General features: G+C 70.0%; 13 protein-coding genes. 8 read left to right on the top strand and 5 right to left on the bottom strand.

Annotation, left to right across the window (positions count from 1 at the left end):
- Nucleotides 1-40: 40 nt before the first annotated feature.
- From RTA_RS07145 to RTA_RS07130, 4 genes are all read left to right on the top strand, one after another.
- Nucleotides 41-1,006 carry a Bug family tripartite tricarboxylate transporter substrate binding protein gene (locus RTA_RS07145; RefSeq protein ID WP_013900715.1) on the top strand — a complete coding sequence of 322 codons (966 nt, stop codon included), beginning with the start codon at nucleotides 41-43 and terminating at the stop codon, nucleotides 1,004-1,006.
- A gap of 19 nt (nucleotides 1,007-1,025) precedes the next feature.
- Nucleotides 1,026-1,706 carry an RraA family protein gene (locus tag RTA_RS07140; protein ID WP_013900714.1) on the top strand — a complete coding sequence of 227 codons (681 nt, stop codon included), beginning with the start codon at nucleotides 1,026-1,028 and terminating at the stop codon, nucleotides 1,704-1,706.
- Nucleotides 1,703-2,638 carry a hydroxyacid dehydrogenase gene (locus RTA_RS07135; protein ID WP_013900713.1) on the top strand — a complete coding sequence of 312 codons (936 nt, stop codon included), beginning with the start codon at nucleotides 1,703-1,705 and terminating at the stop codon, nucleotides 2,636-2,638. The genes RTA_RS07140 and RTA_RS07135 overlap by 4 nt, the downstream gene beginning before the upstream one ends.
- A gap of 148 nt (nucleotides 2,639-2,786) precedes the next feature.
- The gene (locus tag RTA_RS07130; protein ID WP_041675151.1) at nucleotides 2,787-3,560 is read left to right on the top strand and encodes a ferredoxin--NADP reductase; all 774 of its coding nucleotides are present in this window, start codon (nucleotides 2,787-2,789) and stop codon (nucleotides 3,558-3,560) included.
- A gap of 26 nt (nucleotides 3,561-3,586) precedes the next feature.
- Here RTA_RS07130 and RTA_RS07125 read toward each other — a convergent pair whose 3' ends face one another.
- Nucleotides 3,587-5,110 carry an indolepyruvate oxidoreductase subunit beta family protein gene (locus RTA_RS07125; RefSeq protein ID WP_041675149.1) on the bottom strand — a complete coding sequence of 508 codons (1,524 nt, stop codon included), beginning with the start codon at nucleotides 5,108-5,110 and terminating at the stop codon, nucleotides 3,587-3,589.
- Nucleotides 5,111-5,117: 7 nt separating this feature from the next.
- Complete coding sequence (locus RTA_RS07120; protein ID WP_013900710.1) at nucleotides 5,118-7,256, bottom strand: thiamine pyrophosphate-dependent enzyme; 2,139 nt, start codon at nucleotides 7,254-7,256, stop codon at nucleotides 5,118-5,120.
- Between the two features lie 117 nt (nucleotides 7,257-7,373).
- Here RTA_RS07120 and RTA_RS07115 point away from each other — a divergent pair, with 117 nt between their 5' ends.
- The gene (locus RTA_RS07115) at nucleotides 7,374-7,856 is read left to right on the top strand and encodes a MarR family winged helix-turn-helix transcriptional regulator (protein WP_013900709.1); all 483 of its coding nucleotides are present in this window, start codon (nucleotides 7,374-7,376) and stop codon (nucleotides 7,854-7,856) included.
- 1 nt (nucleotide 7,857) lies between these two features.
- Here RTA_RS07115 and RTA_RS07110 read toward each other — a convergent pair whose 3' ends face one another.
- Nucleotides 7,858-8,796 (bottom strand): LysR family transcriptional regulator, encoded by a 939-nt coding sequence (locus RTA_RS07110; protein ID WP_013900708.1) that lies wholly within the window; start codon nucleotides 8,794-8,796, stop codon nucleotides 7,858-7,860.
- Nucleotides 8,797-8,907: 111 nt separating this feature from the next.
- On the opposite strand from RTA_RS07110, the gene RTA_RS07105 reads away from it, so the two are divergent.
- From RTA_RS07105 to RTA_RS07095, 3 genes are all read left to right on the top strand, one after another.
- A complete protein-coding gene (locus RTA_RS07105) occupies nucleotides 8,908-9,744 on the top strand; it encodes an SDR family oxidoreductase (protein ID WP_013900707.1) in 837 nt (278 codons plus the stop codon).
- A gap of 123 nt (nucleotides 9,745-9,867) precedes the next feature.
- A complete protein-coding gene (locus tag RTA_RS07100) occupies nucleotides 9,868-10,674 on the top strand; it encodes a phosphate/phosphite/phosphonate ABC transporter substrate-binding protein (protein ID WP_013900706.1) in 807 nt (268 codons plus the stop codon).
- Nucleotides 10,675-10,752: 78 nt separating this feature from the next.
- A complete protein-coding gene (locus tag RTA_RS07095) occupies nucleotides 10,753-11,922 on the top strand; it encodes a YeeE/YedE family protein (RefSeq protein WP_143762922.1) in 1,170 nt (389 codons plus the stop codon).
- A 10-nt stretch (nucleotides 11,923-11,932) separates the two neighbouring features.
- On the opposite strand, the gene RTA_RS07090 is transcribed toward RTA_RS07095, so the two are convergent.
- Entirely contained in the window at nucleotides 11,933-12,439 is a 507-nt protein-coding gene (locus RTA_RS07090) for a GlcG/HbpS family heme-binding protein (RefSeq protein WP_013900704.1), read from the bottom strand.
- Between the two features lie 11 nt (nucleotides 12,440-12,450).
- Entirely contained in the window at nucleotides 12,451-14,193 is a 1,743-nt protein-coding gene (gene soxB, locus RTA_RS07085; RefSeq protein ID WP_013900703.1) for a thiosulfohydrolase SoxB, read from the bottom strand.
- Nucleotides 14,194-14,249: the final 56 nt, after the last annotated feature.

Here is a 14,249-nt window from a genome sequence, read left to right as displayed (position 1 = left end):
CGGGCACCCGGCGCAATGGCGCCCACCACGGAGACAAACCATGCAGATTTCCCGTCGTTCCCTGTTCGCCGCCGCCGCCGGCCTGGCGCTCGCCGGCAGCCTCCATGCGCAGGCCTGGCCGAGCAAGCCGGTCCGGCTGATCGTGCCCTTCCCCGCCGGCGGCGGCACGGACCTGATCACCCGTGAGGTCGCCAACAAGGTGGCGGGCTCCGGCTACACCTTCGTGGTGGAGAACCGGCCCGGCTCCGGGGGCAACCTCGGCGTGGACGCCGCCGCCAAGGCGCCGGCCGACGGCTACACCGTGGTGATGGGGCAGACCAGCAACCTGGCGATCAACCCCACCCTGTATCCGAAGCTGCCGTACGACCCGGTGAAGGACCTGGCCCCGGTGAGCCTGGTGGCCAGCGCCCCGCTGGTGATCGTCGTCGGCGCCGACTCGCCCTACAAGAGCCTGGCCGACGTGGCGGCGGCGGCCAAGGCGCAGCCGGGCAGCATCAACTACGCGACCTCGGGCAACGGCACGGTCGCGCACCTCGCCGCCGAGTCCTTCCAGCGGGCGGCCGGCATCAAGCTCACCCATATCCCCTACAAGGGCGCGGCGCAGGGCGCCACCGACGTGATCAGCGGCCAGGTGCAGCTCTACTGGTCCTCGATCCCGACCCTGCTGGGCCATATCAAGAGCGGGAAGATGCGCCCGATCGCGGTGACTTCGTCCAGGCGTGTCGACGACCTGCCGCAGGTGCCTGCGATCGCCGAGACCCACACCGGCTTCGAGGCCGTCACCTGGTTCGGCATCCTGGGTCCGGCCAACCTGCCCAAGGAGGTCGTCGCGAGGCTCAACGCCGACATCAACAAGGCCCTGAAGGACCCCGAGCTGCGCAAGAAGCTGGGCGACCAGGGCGCCGAGGTGGCGGGCAGCACGCCGGAGCAGTTCGGCAAGCTGATCCGCGACGACATCGCCCGCTGGGGCAAGATCGTCAAGGAATCGGGCGCCAAGGTCGACTGAGCACCCGCGAAGCCCCGCCATGACCACCGACATCCTGCGCGACTTCGAGCGCGTCTCCCCCGACCTCGTGCGGCAGGCCGCGCAATTCCAGGCTGCCATCCTGGCCGACGTGGCGGGCCGCCGCGGCGCGATGCATGGCCGCATCGGCGCCCTGCACCCGCGGATGAAGCTTGCCGGCCCCGCGCTCACCGTGGACGTGCGGCCGGGCGACAACCTGATGATCCACGCCGCCATCGCACTGGCCAGGCCGGGCGACGTGCTGGTGATCGACGGCAAGGCGGACCGGACCTCGGCCCTGATGGGCACGATCATGATGACCGCCTGCAAGCAGCTGGGCATCGCCGGGGTAGTCATCGACGGTGCGGTGCGGGACAGCCTGGAGATCGACGAGATGGACTATCCCGTCTTCAGCGCCGGCACCAACCCGAACGGACCGACGAAGAACGTGCCCGGCCGCATCGGCCACCCGATCAGCTGCGGCGGCGTGAGCGTCCGCGCGGGCGACCTGGTGCTGGCCGACGCCGATGGCATCGTGGTCCTCGAACGCGATCGGGTGGCGGGCCTGCTGCCGCTGGCCGGCAAGAAGGTCGCCGACGAGGCCGCGCGCATCGCGCAGATCCGGCAGGGCAATACCAGCGCGCCGTGGCTCGCCGCCGCCTTGCGCACCGCAGGCGTGCTGAAGGAAGGGGAGAGCCTGTGAGCGGGCGCGGCGCCATCCTCGTCACGGGGGCCGACCTCGCGCCGCAGGCGCTGGCCCTGCTGGCCGAGTTCGAGATCGTCTATGCCGGCAAAGCCCCGCAGGAGCCGGACCTGGTGGCGCTGTGCCGCCGCCACGACCCCGTCGCCATCATCGTGCGCTACGGCAAGGTGGGAGCCGCCGTGATGGACGCGGCCCCCTCGCTGCGCGTCATCTCCAAGCATGGCAGCGGCACCGACACCATCGACAAGGATGCCGCCCGGGCGCGCGGCATCGAGGTGCGTGCCGCCGTGGGGGCCAATGCGGCCGCGGTGGCGGAGCAGGCCATGGCCCTGCTGCTCGCCTGCGCCAAGTCGGTGGTGCAGCTCAACGCCCGGATGCACGCCGGCCACTGGGACAAGGCCACCCACAAGAGCGTGGAGCTGAACGGGCGCACCGTCGGGCTGGTCGGGCTGGGCGCGATCGGGCAGCGCTTTGCCCGCATGTGCGATGCGATGGGCATGACGGTGCTGGGCCATGATCCGTATGCGCAGGCGCTGCCGCCGTACATCCGCCGCGTCGACCTGGCGACCCTCTGGCGCGAATCGGATGCGATCTCGCTGCATTGCCCGCTGACGCCGGAGAACCGCGGCATGCTGGACGCGGCGGCGCTGCAGGCATGCAAGCCCGGCGTGCTGATCGTGAACACGGCGCGCGGCGGCCTGGTGGACGAGGCGGCGCTGCTGGGCGCCGTGCGCTCCGGCCAGGTGGCTGCCGCGGGCCTGGACAGCTTTGCGGTCGAGCCCATGACGGCGCCCCATCCCTTCCAGGGTGAGCCCCATATCCTCCTGAGCCCGCACATCGGCGGCGTGACGACCGACGCCTACGTCAACATGGGCGTCGCCGCCGCGCGCAACGTCCTGGCGGTGATCGAGGGGGAGCGCCAGGCCGCCTGATACCGGAAGAAGGCGAAGGCCCCGGTTCCGGGTCGCGGCGGGGGGCCGCTTATCATCGGGGGCGCAAGGATCCTGCCCGACGCGACCGCCGAAGGGGCGGCGCCGGCGAGCCGGCAGGTCCTGAACTACAACCATCCCCGAAGCCACCATGAGCGCATTCAACGAGGAGCGCGTGCTGTCCGTGCACCACTGGACGGACAAGCTGTTCACCTTCAAGACCACCCGGGACCAGTCGCTGCGGTTCTCCAACGGCCATTTCACGATGATCGGCCTGCGGGTGAACGACAAGCCGCTGCTGCGCGCCTACAGCATCGTCAGCGCCAACTACGAGGAACACCTGGAGTTCCTGAGCATCAAGGTGCCCGACGGCCCGCTGACCTCGCGGCTGCAGCACATCCAGCCGGGCGACACCATCATCGTGGGGCGCAAGCCCACCGGGACGCTGCTGATCGACTACCTGCTGCCGGGCAGGCGCCTGTACCTGCTGTCCACCGGCACGGGCCTGGCGCCCTTCATGAGCATCGTGCGCGATCCGGCCACCTACGAGAAATTCGAGCAGGTCGTCCTGGTGCACGGCGTGCGCCAGAAGGACGAGCTGGCCTACCACGACCTGCTGGTCGAGCACCTGCCGGCGCACGAGCTCTTGGGCGACCTGGTCAGCAGCCAGCTGCGCTACTACCCCACCGTCACGCGGGAGAGCTACCGCAACATGGGGCGGGTGACCGACCTCATCGAGAGCGGCAAGCTGTTCGCCGACCTGGGGCTGCCGCCCCTGAGCGCCGAAGAGGACCGCGTCATGATCTGCGGCAGCCCCGCCATGCTGCGCGACCTGCGGCACATGCTGGAAGGCAGGGGCTTTGCCGAGGGCAACACCTCGCGGCCCGGTGCCTTCGTGATCGAGCGCGCCTTCGCCGAACAGTAAGCGCCACAGCGCCGGGCCGCCCGGGTCTAGGTCGCGGCCTCCACCGGCACCGTCAGGGCATGGCGCTCCAGCGCCTGGCGCAGCTTGTGGCCATGCTCGTCGGCCAGCGCCGCGTCGCGCAGCTCGCGCACGGTGGCCGGGGCCAGGCGCGCGCCACCGCGCTGCACCGCCTCCATGACGGTCTCGTAGTTGCGCAGGCCGCGCGCATGGGTGTCGCTGTAGCCCTTGACCAGCCGCTGGCACTGCGCCACCTCCAGCGCCAGCTGCGGGCTGATGCCGGCCGTGGCCGCGATGCGGCGCAGCCAGTCCTCGATGCGGCGGTTCTCCGCCTGGTAGCGCAGCGTGCTGCGCCGCCAGCGCTTCATGCCGGCCACGGTCCGGAGCATCAGGAAGCCGCCCAGCGAGCTGGTGGTGACCACGCGGCCTTCGCGGGTGAAGCGCTCGACCAGCCAACGGCTCCAGCGGGAGCCGGCCAGCCGCCGCCCCAGGAAGGCCGGCAGCGTCTCCACCACCTCCTGCAGGCCGGGATGCATGAACTCGTTGATGGCCAGCAGCTGGCCCTGCTGCACGTGGACCTCGGCGCCCACGCGCTCGAACCGGCTGGCGCGGGTCTTGAGGTCGGCGACGCGGATGGTGTCCTCGTACGACATCCACAGCGCCAGGTGCCGGGCCGTCTCGGCCAGCAGGCGCCCTTCGCCGTCGTCGGGCAGCCGGCGCACGGCGTCCAGCCGGTCCAGGTACAACCCGGCGTACGCGGGGTCCTGGTAGTCGATCAGGCGGCGCACGCCTTCGAACAGGACGGGATGCGCCGCGGGCGGGAAGTCGCGGCGGACCCGGTCCACCAGCGCGCGCACCTGCGGATGCCGGGGCTGCGGGTCGACGGCCGGGGCCGGCTGCTGCGGCCCGGGCTCGCCCGGCGCGCCCGCGCGCGCGAAGCCGGTGGCGAAGGCCTTCAGGCTGGCCCTGGCACCGATGCCGCCGCGCTCGATGGTGGCTTCGAACTGGGACCGGCTGAACGGCAGCACGCCGGTGCCGGCCAGGGCGCCGAACAACACCGCGCTGATCACGCTGCCGGCGTCCTCGGCCGCCTGCGCCATGTCGAAGCGCACGAAGCGCATCGCGGCGGCGCCGGCGTGAGCCACCAGGTTGGCGCTGTCGACGCGGCCGTCGCCCAGGGCGGTCTTCTCCGCGATGGAGTAGACCCGGTGCGTCGAGGCGATGAGCGTGGTGCGGTCGGGCGTGACCAGTCCGCGCTGCACGGCGCGGCCCGCCTCCATCAGCTCGGAGGCCAGCACCACGTCGACGTCGCCGGGCAGCGGCATCAGCGCCAGCACGAGCGTGCCGCCGCCGTCGGCCCGGGCCTGCGCCTTCGGGTACAGCTCGACGTAGTAGATGGTGGCGCCGGTGCGCTGCGCCACGCCGGGCACGGATGTGGTCTGGGCGAAGAAGCCGTTGGCCTCGCCGAGGTCGACGATCCAGTCGGCCAGCACGCCGCCGCCCTCCCCGCCCATGGCGAGGATCGCGATCTTGATCGGCTGCACCCGGCTCATCGCTTGCTCAGAAGGCGTACCGCCCGCGGGAGCGCGCGTCGCGCCGCTGCAGCCAGCCGATCACGGCGCCGGACACCTTGCGGCGCAGGCGGTCCCAGCGCGTGGGGTTGGTGACGATCTGCGCCTTGTAGAAGGACGGGCACAGCACGGCGGCATGCGACACCTCGCCGCACAGCCCGCAGCCGACGCAGGAGTCGAGCACGGTGGCGATGGGGTCGGTGCGCAGCGGGTCCGGGTTGGGCTTGATCGACAAGGAGGGGCAGCCCGACAGGCGGATGCAGGAGTGGTCGCCGGTGCAGGTGTCCGGGTCGATGCCGAAGCGCTCGCGCACCACGCGCCTGCCTTCGGCCGCCGCCTTGCGCGCCAGCGGCTTCTCGCGGCGCTGCTTGTTCAGCATGCACTCGGACTGCGCGATCAGGACCTTGGGTCCCTGCTCCTTCGTGGTCAGCGCCTCGCGCAGCGTGTCGCGCATGCCCTTCACGTCGTAGGTGCGGCGCAGCGTGCGCACCCATTCCACGCCGACGCCGCGCACCGCCCGCTCGATGGCATGGCCGGTGCTGCGCGTGGGATTGGCGGCCGTCGACGACAGCACGTCCTGGCCGCCGGTGGCCGAGGTGTAGCTGTTGTCAACCACGATGGTCAGGTGGTCGCTGCGGTTGAACACCGAGTTGGCGATGCCGCTGGTCAGGCCGTTGTGCCAGAAGCCGCCGTCGCCCATCACGCTGATCGCGCGCTTGTGGTTGGGCACGTTCAGTGCCGCCGCGCCGGCGCTGCCCAGGCCGTAACCCATGGTGGTGTTGCCCAGGTTGAACGGCGGCAGGATGGAGAACAGGTGGCAGCCGATGTCGGCGCTGACGTGGTGGGGCCCCAGCTCGCGCTCGACCAGCTTCATGGCCGTGAAGATGGGCCGCTCCGGGCAGCCGGTGCAAAAACCCGGCGGACGGGCCTGGACGCTCTCGGCCAGCGGCTGCAGCGGGATGACCCTGGGTGCCTTGGGCTGGGCGGGCGCCGGCTGCAGCCGGCCGTAGCGCTCCAGGAAACCGCGCACGCCCTTGAGCACCTCGGCCGCGGTGTACTCGCCCGCCACCGGCAGCAGGTCCTTGCCGTGCAGGGCGGCGGAAGACCCCGCCTGGCGCAGGATGGTGGCGACGTTCTGCTCGACGAAGTTGGGTTGGCCCTCCTCCACCATCAGCACCGCGCGCTTGCCCTCGCAGAAGCGCAGCACCTCGCTGTCGATGACCGGGTAGGCCACGTTCATCACGTACAGCGGCACCCGGCTGTTGCCGTAGACGTCGGCCAGGCCCAGCCGTTCCAGCACGCGAACCAGGGTGTTGTAGCTGCCGCCCTGCACCACGATGCCCAGGTCGTCGGCGCCCTCGGCGAAGAACTCGTTCATGCCGCGCGACTCGATGAAGCGGACCGCGGCAGGCCAGCGCTCGCGCACCTTCTCCTGCTCGTGCTGGAAGCTGGCGGGCGGCAGCACGATGCGGCCGGTGTCGCGCTGCGGGTGGTCCAGCGCCTGGCCGATGGTGAAGGCCGGACGCTGGTTGTCCGCCGCGGTGAATTCGCCGTGCACGTGGCAGGCGCGGATGCGCAGCTGCAGCATCACCGGCGTGTGGCTGGCCTCGGACAGCTCGAAGCCCTGCTTGACGGCCTGGACGATGGACGGCAGGTTGGGCCGCGGGTCCAGCAGCCAGATCTGCGACTTCATGGCGAACGCGTGGCTGCGCTCCTGCATGATGGAAGAGCCCTCGCCGTAGTCCTCGCCCACCACCACCAGCGCGCCCCCGGTGACGCCGCCGGAGGCCAGGTTGGCCAGCGCGTCGGAGGCCACGTTGGTGCCCACGGTGGCCTTGAAGGTGACGGCGCCGCGCAGCGGATAGTTGACCGACGCCGCCAGGGTGGCCGCGGCCGTGGCCTCGCTGGCGCTGTTCTCGAAGCGGATGCCGTGCTCGCGCAGGATGTCCTGGGCGTCGGCCAGCACGTCCATCAGGTGGGAGATAGGCGCGCCCTGGTAGCCCGCGACGTAGGCCACGCCGGACTCCAGCAGCGCCTTGGTGACGGCCAGGATGCCTTCGCCGCGGAAGGTTTCGCCGGCGCCCAGCCGCAGCTTCTTGACTTCCTCGACAAACGATCTTTCGGCCATTGACGTCCCCATGCCGCAGGCATCCCAACCACGAACAGCTGCGTTCCGTTTAGTTTATGCGGCAACATATGAAAAGTCATGCGATTTCTCCGCCGCGATTGCCGCGACAATCGGCTCATGAGCAAAGCCAGGCCCAGCCAGGGCAGCTTCGTCGATGACTACCTGCCGGCCCTGCTCACGCAGGCGAGCCATTTGATCTCGGGCGAGTTCCACCGGGTGGCCCTGGCCAAGGGCTTCACCGTGTCGGAGTGGCGCGTGCTCGCCTCGCTGGCCGGCGCCCAGCCGATGAGCATAGGCCACCTGGCCCGGCTGGTGGTGCTGAAGCAGCCCACCGTCACCCGTGTCGTGGACCGGTTGGAAGGCCGTGGCCAGGTGCGCCGCATCGCCCACGAAACCGACCGGCGCGTCACGCTCATCGCCATCACGCCGGCGGGCCAGCGGCTGGTCGGTGGGCTGATCGAGCTGGCCCAGGAGCACGAGCGCCGCGTGCTGGAGCCCCTGGGCCTGGCGCGCGCGGCAGAGCTCAAGGCCATGCTCAAGCAGATGATCGAGCTGCACAAGAACCTGGCCGAGGAAGGCCTGCCGGAGGCCGGCGAGTGACTCAGCGGCTTGTCGTGGGGCTGGCGTCGTCCCCCGGCCGAAGCGCCTCGCGCGTCGACGCACGCAGCGCATCGATGAAGGCCCTGAGCTTGGGCTGCCGCTGCGACTGGCCGGGGAAGTACAGGTACAAGCCTTCGTTGCTCGGGATATAGGGGTGCAGCATCGCCTGCAGGCGGCCGGCCGCGAGGTCGGCCCGGGCTTCGCGCTCGGCGACGTAGGCTAGCCCCTGCCCCTGCGCGGCCAGCTCGAGCAACAGCCGCCGGTCGTCCACGACCAGGCCGCCGGCCACGTCGACGATGAAGCTGCGCCTGCCGCGCCGGAACTCCCATCGGTGCAGCGCGCGTGACGCGCTGAAGCGGTAGCGGATGGATTCGTGGTGGACCAGGTCTTCCGGCGCCTGCGGCCGACCCGCACGGTCCAGGTAGGCCGGCGCGCCCACCACCGTCCAGGTAATGCGCGGCGTCAGGCGCACGGCGACCATGTCCTTCTCGACGGCCTCGTCGAGCCGGATGCCCGCGTCGTAGCCGTCACGGATGAGATCCACCAGGGCATCGTTCAGCGACAGGTCCAGGGTGACCTCCGGACAGGCGCGGCGATACGCCGGCACCACGGCCGCCAGCAGGTCGGCGGCCGAACGCGGCGCCGTGATGCGCAGGATGCCCGTCGGCCGGTCACGCAAACCCGCCATCGTCGTGAAGGCCTGTGCGATATCTTCGGCCGCCGGCCGCAAGCGCTCGGCGAGCAGGCGGCCGGCCTCCGTCAGCGCCACCTGCCGCGTCGTGCGCTGGAACAGCAGGACGCCATGGCGCCCCTCCATGGCGCGGATGGACTTGCTGACCGCGGTGGGACTGACGCCCAGGCGCAGGGCCGCACCGGTGAAGCTGCCGCATTCCGCAACGGCGAGAAAGGTGTTCACGCCCAGCAGCAGCCCGTTGTCCATGCGCTGGATTATGAACTTGGGGTTCCAGGGCCATGACCCCGCGGCCCCTTGGTCGCGGCCGCTTGCGGGGCTACGGTAAGGGCTGACGCAACCCACACAAGGAGCGATGACATGAACCCCAAGAACTGGCTGATCACCGGGACCTCGAGCGGATTGGGACGACAGCTGGCCGAACGGCTGCTGGAACGCGGCGACCGGGTGTTCGCAACCCTGCGCCGCGCCGAGGCGCTGGCGGACCTGCAGCGGCGCCACCCTGACAGGCTCCAGGTCGGCGTGCTGGACGTTACCGATGGTGCCGCCGTGCCGCGTGTGGTCGACGATGCCTTCCGCGTATTCGGCCGGGTGGACGTGGTAGTGAGCAACGCGGGCTTCGGGCTTTTCGGCGCCGCCGAGGAGCTGAGCGACGAACAGATCGCGCACCAGATCGATACCAACTTGGTCGGGTCCATGCGCGTGATCCGGGCCGCTCTGCCCCACCTGCGCGGGCAAGGCGGAGGACGTGTGCTGCAGCTGTCCTCCGAGGGCGGGCAGACCGCCTACCCCGGCTTCAGCGCCTATCACGCGAGCAAATGGGGCATCGAGGGTTTCATCGAGGCGGTGGCCCAGGAGGTGGCGCCGTTCCGCATCTTCTTCACCATCGCCCAGCCCGGCCCGACCCGCACCAACTTCGGTGCGTCCCTGGTGACGGCGCCGGCGATGCCGGCCTACGGCGCGTCGGCGGTGCGGCAGGTGCGCGACGGCTTCGCGGACGGCTCCTTTCCCGTGCGCGGCGACGCCGACAGGATGGCGCAGGCCATGATCGCCGCCATGGATGCCGGCGTGGCGCCGGCCCGCCTGACCCTGGGCACGGCGGCGTACGAGCGCATCCACACGGCGCTGACGGGCCGGCTGGCGGCACTGGAGGGGCAGCGGGACCTCGCACTGAGCTGCGACAGCGAGGCGGCCTAGCCGGCAGCTTCAAGGCGACCGCTGTCGTCCCGAGACCCCATCCATCGTCAGAACCTCCTCTGTGGCTTGCCATTTTCTGCGCTTTATGCGACTGTCGCGGAGGTTTCACTGAAGGGGGAAACGATGAGGAGCATATGGCTGGCGGCGGCGTTGCTGCTGCATTCGACGGGCGCATTCGCGCAGGGACTGGTGATGGGGGTGAGCGAGGGCACCTCCGGCGGCCTCGACCATGCGCAGGTCATCGCCAAGTACCAAGGGCTGGCCGACGCGATCGGCCGCAGCATCAACCAGAAAGTCAACGTCGTCTTCGCACGGGAGTTCCTCTTCCTCGAGGAAGGGATGAAGACCTCGCGCTTCGACTTTGTGATCGCCCGGCCCAGCGACTACCCGGCCCGTGGGTTGCGCGACTATGGTTACAAGTACGTGGCGAGCGCCAAGCCGGATGGGCAATGCCACATCATCGTGGCCAAGGACTCGCCCCTGAAGTCGCTGGACGACATGAAGGGCAAGCGCATCGCCATGCCCGAGCAGGCGGCTTACATGAGCAAGTTCTGCCGCGCCGAGCTGCGCGACAAGGGCATCGACCTGGCCAAGGAAAAGGTGCAGTACGTCCGTGAACAGGGAGCCGTGGCCTTCTACCTGCAGAACAAGTTTGCCGATGTCGGCGGCGTGGCCTCGTATTCCGGGGTGGCCAAAAAATGGGAGAAGGACGGCCATAGGGTGCTGCACAAGAGCGTGACGCAGCCCTACTTTCCCTTGATCGCCTCTTCCAAGATCACGGCCAAGCAGGTGGATGCCATCAAGAAAACCCTGGCGTCCATGACCGAGAGCGAAGCGGACCAGCAGGTCCTCAAGACCGTGGGCATTCAGGCCTTCGACACACAGAACGAGCAGCGGTTGCGCGATCTGCTGGCGTGGCTGGAGCGCTAGGGCTGGTGCGGCGCGCTCCACCCGGTACACTGCGCGTCCGCAAGCGCCTTACCGGCGCCGCTTCCTCAGAATGACCGCATGACTTCCACGCCGCCATCGACCCTGACCCAGTACGTGCTGTGGGGCGGGCTGGTGATCGGCCTGATCTTTGGCGCCACCGGGCAGGCGACACGTTTCTGCGTGCGCGGCGCGATCGCCGATTGGGTCATCTTCAGAGGCCCCGCGCGTCTGGTTGCCTGGATGCTCGCCGTCGCCATCGGAGCGGCCTGCACGCAGCTGCTCATCGTCGGCGGCACCCTGGATGCGACGCGCACCTTGGCCTGGGCGCCGCGGTTGCCATGGGCCTCTTATCTGTTCGGAGGCGCTTTGTTTGGCTTCGGCATGGTGCTGTGCGGCGGCTGCCCGCAGCGCAACCTGGTCAAGGCGGGGGCCGGCAATCTGAGGTCCGTGCTGACGCTGCTGGTGGTGGCGGTGGCCGCGCTGATGACCTTGCGCGGCATCCTGGCCGGCGTACGGGTCTCCATGTTCGATGCGTGGGTGATCCAGCTTTCGGGTCCGCAGGACCTGGGCTCGCTGCTGGCGCCGGCGCTGCACCTGTCGCCGCCCGCCGCCCGCGGACTGCTGACCGTGCTGGTGTCGGCCGCCGTGCTGGCGTTCGCCTGGCGCGTGCGGCGCTCGCTGGACGCCGCCACCGTGCTGGGCGGCAGCCTGGTTGGAATCCTGGTGGGCGGCGCGCTGTTTCTCACCGGCCACGTGGGCTTCGTCGCGGAGCATCCCGAGACGCTCGAGCCGGCCTGGCTGGGGACGCAGTCCCGCCGGCCGGAGGCTCTCAGCTTCTCCGCGCCGCTGGGCCACCTGCTGGACCTGCTCACGATGTGGTCCGACAAGAGCACCTTGCTGAGTTTCGGCGTGGTGGTGGCCCTGGGCGTGCTGGCCGGCAGCCATGCCAGCGCCCGATGGCGCGGCGATTTCCGCTGGGAGATGTTCTCCTCGCCGCGGGAATTCGGCGCCCACGTCGCGGGAGCACTGCTGATGGGGTTCGGCGGGGTGACCGCCCTGGGCTGCTCCATAGGCAACGGCGTCAGCGGCCTGGCGCTGTTGTCCCTGGGATCGGTGCTGGCGGTGCTCGGTCTGACGGCCGGTACCTGCGCCGCGCTATGGCTGCAGGCCCGGCGCGCTGCACGGCATGACGGCGCCGCCGTTCCGCAAGGAATGGCCCCCGCTGCCAGCGGGCAGGCGCTGAACTGAGAAGCGGCACTCAGAAGTCCAGGTCGTCCCTGATCGCGTCGATGCCGGCACGGGCGCAGGCGTCGTCAGCCTCGCCGCCCGGCGCGCCCGAAATGCCGATGGCGCCGACCAGGGATCCGGCCGAATCGATGGGCCGACCGCCGCCGATGGCCACCACCCGCGGCAGGTGCCGGATGCCCGATGCAGCTTCGGTGGCCTGCGTCGCCCGGGCGAACGCAAGCGTGTCCATACGGAAGGTCAGGGCCGTGTACGCCTTGTTGATAGCGGTCTCGGGCGTGTGCGGACCGGCCAGCCGGTCCCTCAGCATGACCAGGGCGTGGCCGCCACGGTCGGTCACGGCCACGGCCACCTGAAAGCCGCTTTTCGCGCAACTCTGCAAGGCAGCCTGGGCTGCGCGCAGGGCGGCCTCCGGCGTCAGGGAACGCAGCGTGTGAGTGGCCTGCTGCGCCACGGCGCCGCTCGACACCAGGGCGCACAGCAGGGTCCAGGACGGCAGGTTGGAACGTCTTTTTTCCATCCGGGGCGCCCTCAGACGGTTTTCGGCTCGAAGCCGGGGTTCGGTACGGCCCCCGTGAGCCGCGGCATGTTCGGCTTGCGCGCCGTGACCTTGCCACCACGCGCCTTGAGCCACTGCTCCACCACTTCCCACACCGCAGGCGCGCCGCTGTGGCGCGCCTCTTCGGCCACGGGGGCCCAGCCAGCCACCTTGTAGCGCCGGGACGCCTCGATCGGCTTGCCGCCCAGGCGCATGTCTTCGATGCGTCGGCCCATGGGCGCTGCAGGATTGCAGCTGTACGCCAGCCCGCCGACGCGAACCATGTCGCCGCCCTGCTGGTAATAGGGATCGGGGTTGAAGAGGTTGTCGCAGACATCCTCGAGGATGGTCTTGATCATCTCGCCGCTGATTTCGCTCACCGTGGCATACGAATAAGTGGTGGCCGTCATGTCCATCAGCCATTCGCGCGTGATGCCCTGGCCCGCCAGCAGCGACGTGCCCCAGCGGAAGCCTGGCGAGAACGCGATCTCGGCGCCCTGCACCTCCATCAGCGCGTCCAGCAGCAGCTGGTCGCCAGTGCCGTTGAAGTTGCCGCGCCGGTACAGCGTGCCTTCCGTCACTGCCAGCGTCTCGCCCAGGCGAACCGCGTACGGCTGCCGGACGCGGGTGATAAGGTCGTCCATTTCCGGGTCCGCCGGCAGCATGTTGGAGAAGACGGGCAGCAGCCGGTAACGGTAGCCGGTGACCCGGCCCTGCTTCACCTCCAGGTCCATCACGCCCAGGAACTTCCCGTTCGAGCCGGCGTTGGTCACCAGGGTCTGCCCGCCCCGGTTGGCCACGACGGAGGCCACCGGCATGCCGTCGTGCGTGTGGCCTCCCAGGATGGCGTCGATGCCGCTGATGCGGCTGGCCATCTTCAGGTCGACGTCCATGCCGTTGTGGCTCAGCACCACCACCACCTGTGCACCCTTGCCGCGCGCCTCGTCCACCACCTTCTGCATGTTCTCGTCCTGGATGCCGAAGACCCAGTCCGAGACGAAATAGCGCGGGTTGGCGATGGGGGTGTAGGGGAAGGCCTGCCCGATGATGGCGCAGGGCACGCCGTTGATCTCGCGCATCACGTAGGGCTCGAACACCGGGTCGCCGAAGTCGCTGGTCTTGACGTTCTGCGCGACGAAGGCGATGCGGCCCTTGAAGTCCCGGTCGATGATCTCCTGGACCCGCTCCATCCCTAGCGTGAATTCCCAGTGGCCGGTCATCACGTCGACGCCCAGCAGCTTGCAGGCATCGACCATGTCCTGGCCGCGCGTCCAGAGCGCCGTGGCCGACCCCTGCCAGGTGTCCCCGCCATCGAGCAGCAGCGCGCCGGGCCGGCTGGCCTTCATCCGCTTGACCAGCGTGGCCATGTGGGCGAATCCGCCCATCCTGCCATAGCGGCGCGCCGCCTTCTCGAAGTCCAGGTAGGTGAGCGCATGTGCCTGCGCCGTGCCGGGCCGCAGGTCAGCCGCCTTCAGCAGGGACTCGCCCACCAGATGCGGCAGCCGTCCTTTCATGCCGCCGACGCCCAGGTTCATGTGGGGCTCGCGGAAATGCACGGGCTTGAGCTGCCCATGGCAATCCGTCATGTGCAGGAACGACACGTTGCCGAACCGGGGGATGTCGTACAACCCGGCGGCGGCCGTAGCCGCGTCGGCGTCGGCCCAGCGGCCCAGGGACAAGCCCGCCGCGGCGCCGGCACCCAGCGCCTGCAGAAAATCCCGTTTGCTCAGATTCATGGGGAAGGCGGTGAGCCGGCAGCCGTATTCGACACCCCTGGAGCGATCGCGCGCAC

The sequence above is a fragment of the Ramlibacter tataouinensis TTB310 genome (assembly GCF_000215705.1).
GTDB lineage: Bacteria > Pseudomonadota > Gammaproteobacteria > Burkholderiales > Burkholderiaceae_C > Ramlibacter > Ramlibacter tataouinensis.
The sequence above is the reverse complement of the archived record's forward strand: the minus strand, read 5'-3'. Positions and strand labels throughout refer to the sequence as shown.

Excerpts from the sequence above, each read along its gene's own strand:
- RTA_RS07145 (WP_013900715.1), top strand. The coding sequence starts at position 41 with ATGCAGATTTCCCGTCGTTCCCTGTTCGCCGCCGCCGCCGGCCTGGCG.
- RTA_RS07140 (WP_013900714.1), top strand. The coding sequence starts at position 1,026 with ATGACCACCGACATCCTGCGCGACTTCGAGCGCGTCTCCCCCGACCTC.
- RTA_RS07130 (WP_041675151.1), top strand. The coding sequence starts at position 2,787 with ATGAGCGCATTCAACGAGGAGCGCGTGCTGTCCGTGCACCACTGGACG.
- RTA_RS07125 (WP_041675149.1), bottom strand. The coding sequence starts at position 5,110 with ATGAGCCGGGTGCAGCCGATCAAGATCGCGATCCTCGCCATGGGCGGG.
- RTA_RS07120 (WP_013900710.1), bottom strand. The coding sequence starts at position 7,256 with ATGGCCGAAAGATCGTTTGTCGAGGAAGTCAAGAAGCTGCGGCTGGGC.
- RTA_RS07115 (WP_013900709.1), top strand. The coding sequence starts at position 7,374 with ATGAGCAAAGCCAGGCCCAGCCAGGGCAGCTTCGTCGATGACTACCTG.
- RTA_RS07110 (WP_013900708.1), bottom strand. The coding sequence starts at position 8,796 with ATGGACAACGGGCTGCTGCTGGGCGTGAACACCTTTCTCGCCGTTGCG.
- RTA_RS07105 (WP_013900707.1), top strand. The coding sequence starts at position 8,908 with ATGAACCCCAAGAACTGGCTGATCACCGGGACCTCGAGCGGATTGGGA.
- RTA_RS07100 (WP_013900706.1), top strand. The coding sequence starts at position 9,868 with ATGAGGAGCATATGGCTGGCGGCGGCGTTGCTGCTGCATTCGACGGGC.
- RTA_RS07095 (WP_143762922.1), top strand. The coding sequence starts at position 10,753 with ATGACTTCCACGCCGCCATCGACCCTGACCCAGTACGTGCTGTGGGGC.
- RTA_RS07090 (WP_013900704.1), bottom strand. The coding sequence starts at position 12,439 with ATGGAAAAAAGACGTTCCAACCTGCCGTCCTGGACCCTGCTGTGCGCC.
- soxB (WP_013900703.1), bottom strand. The coding sequence starts at position 14,193 with ATGAATCTGAGCAAACGGGATTTTCTGCAGGCGCTGGGTGCCGGCGCC.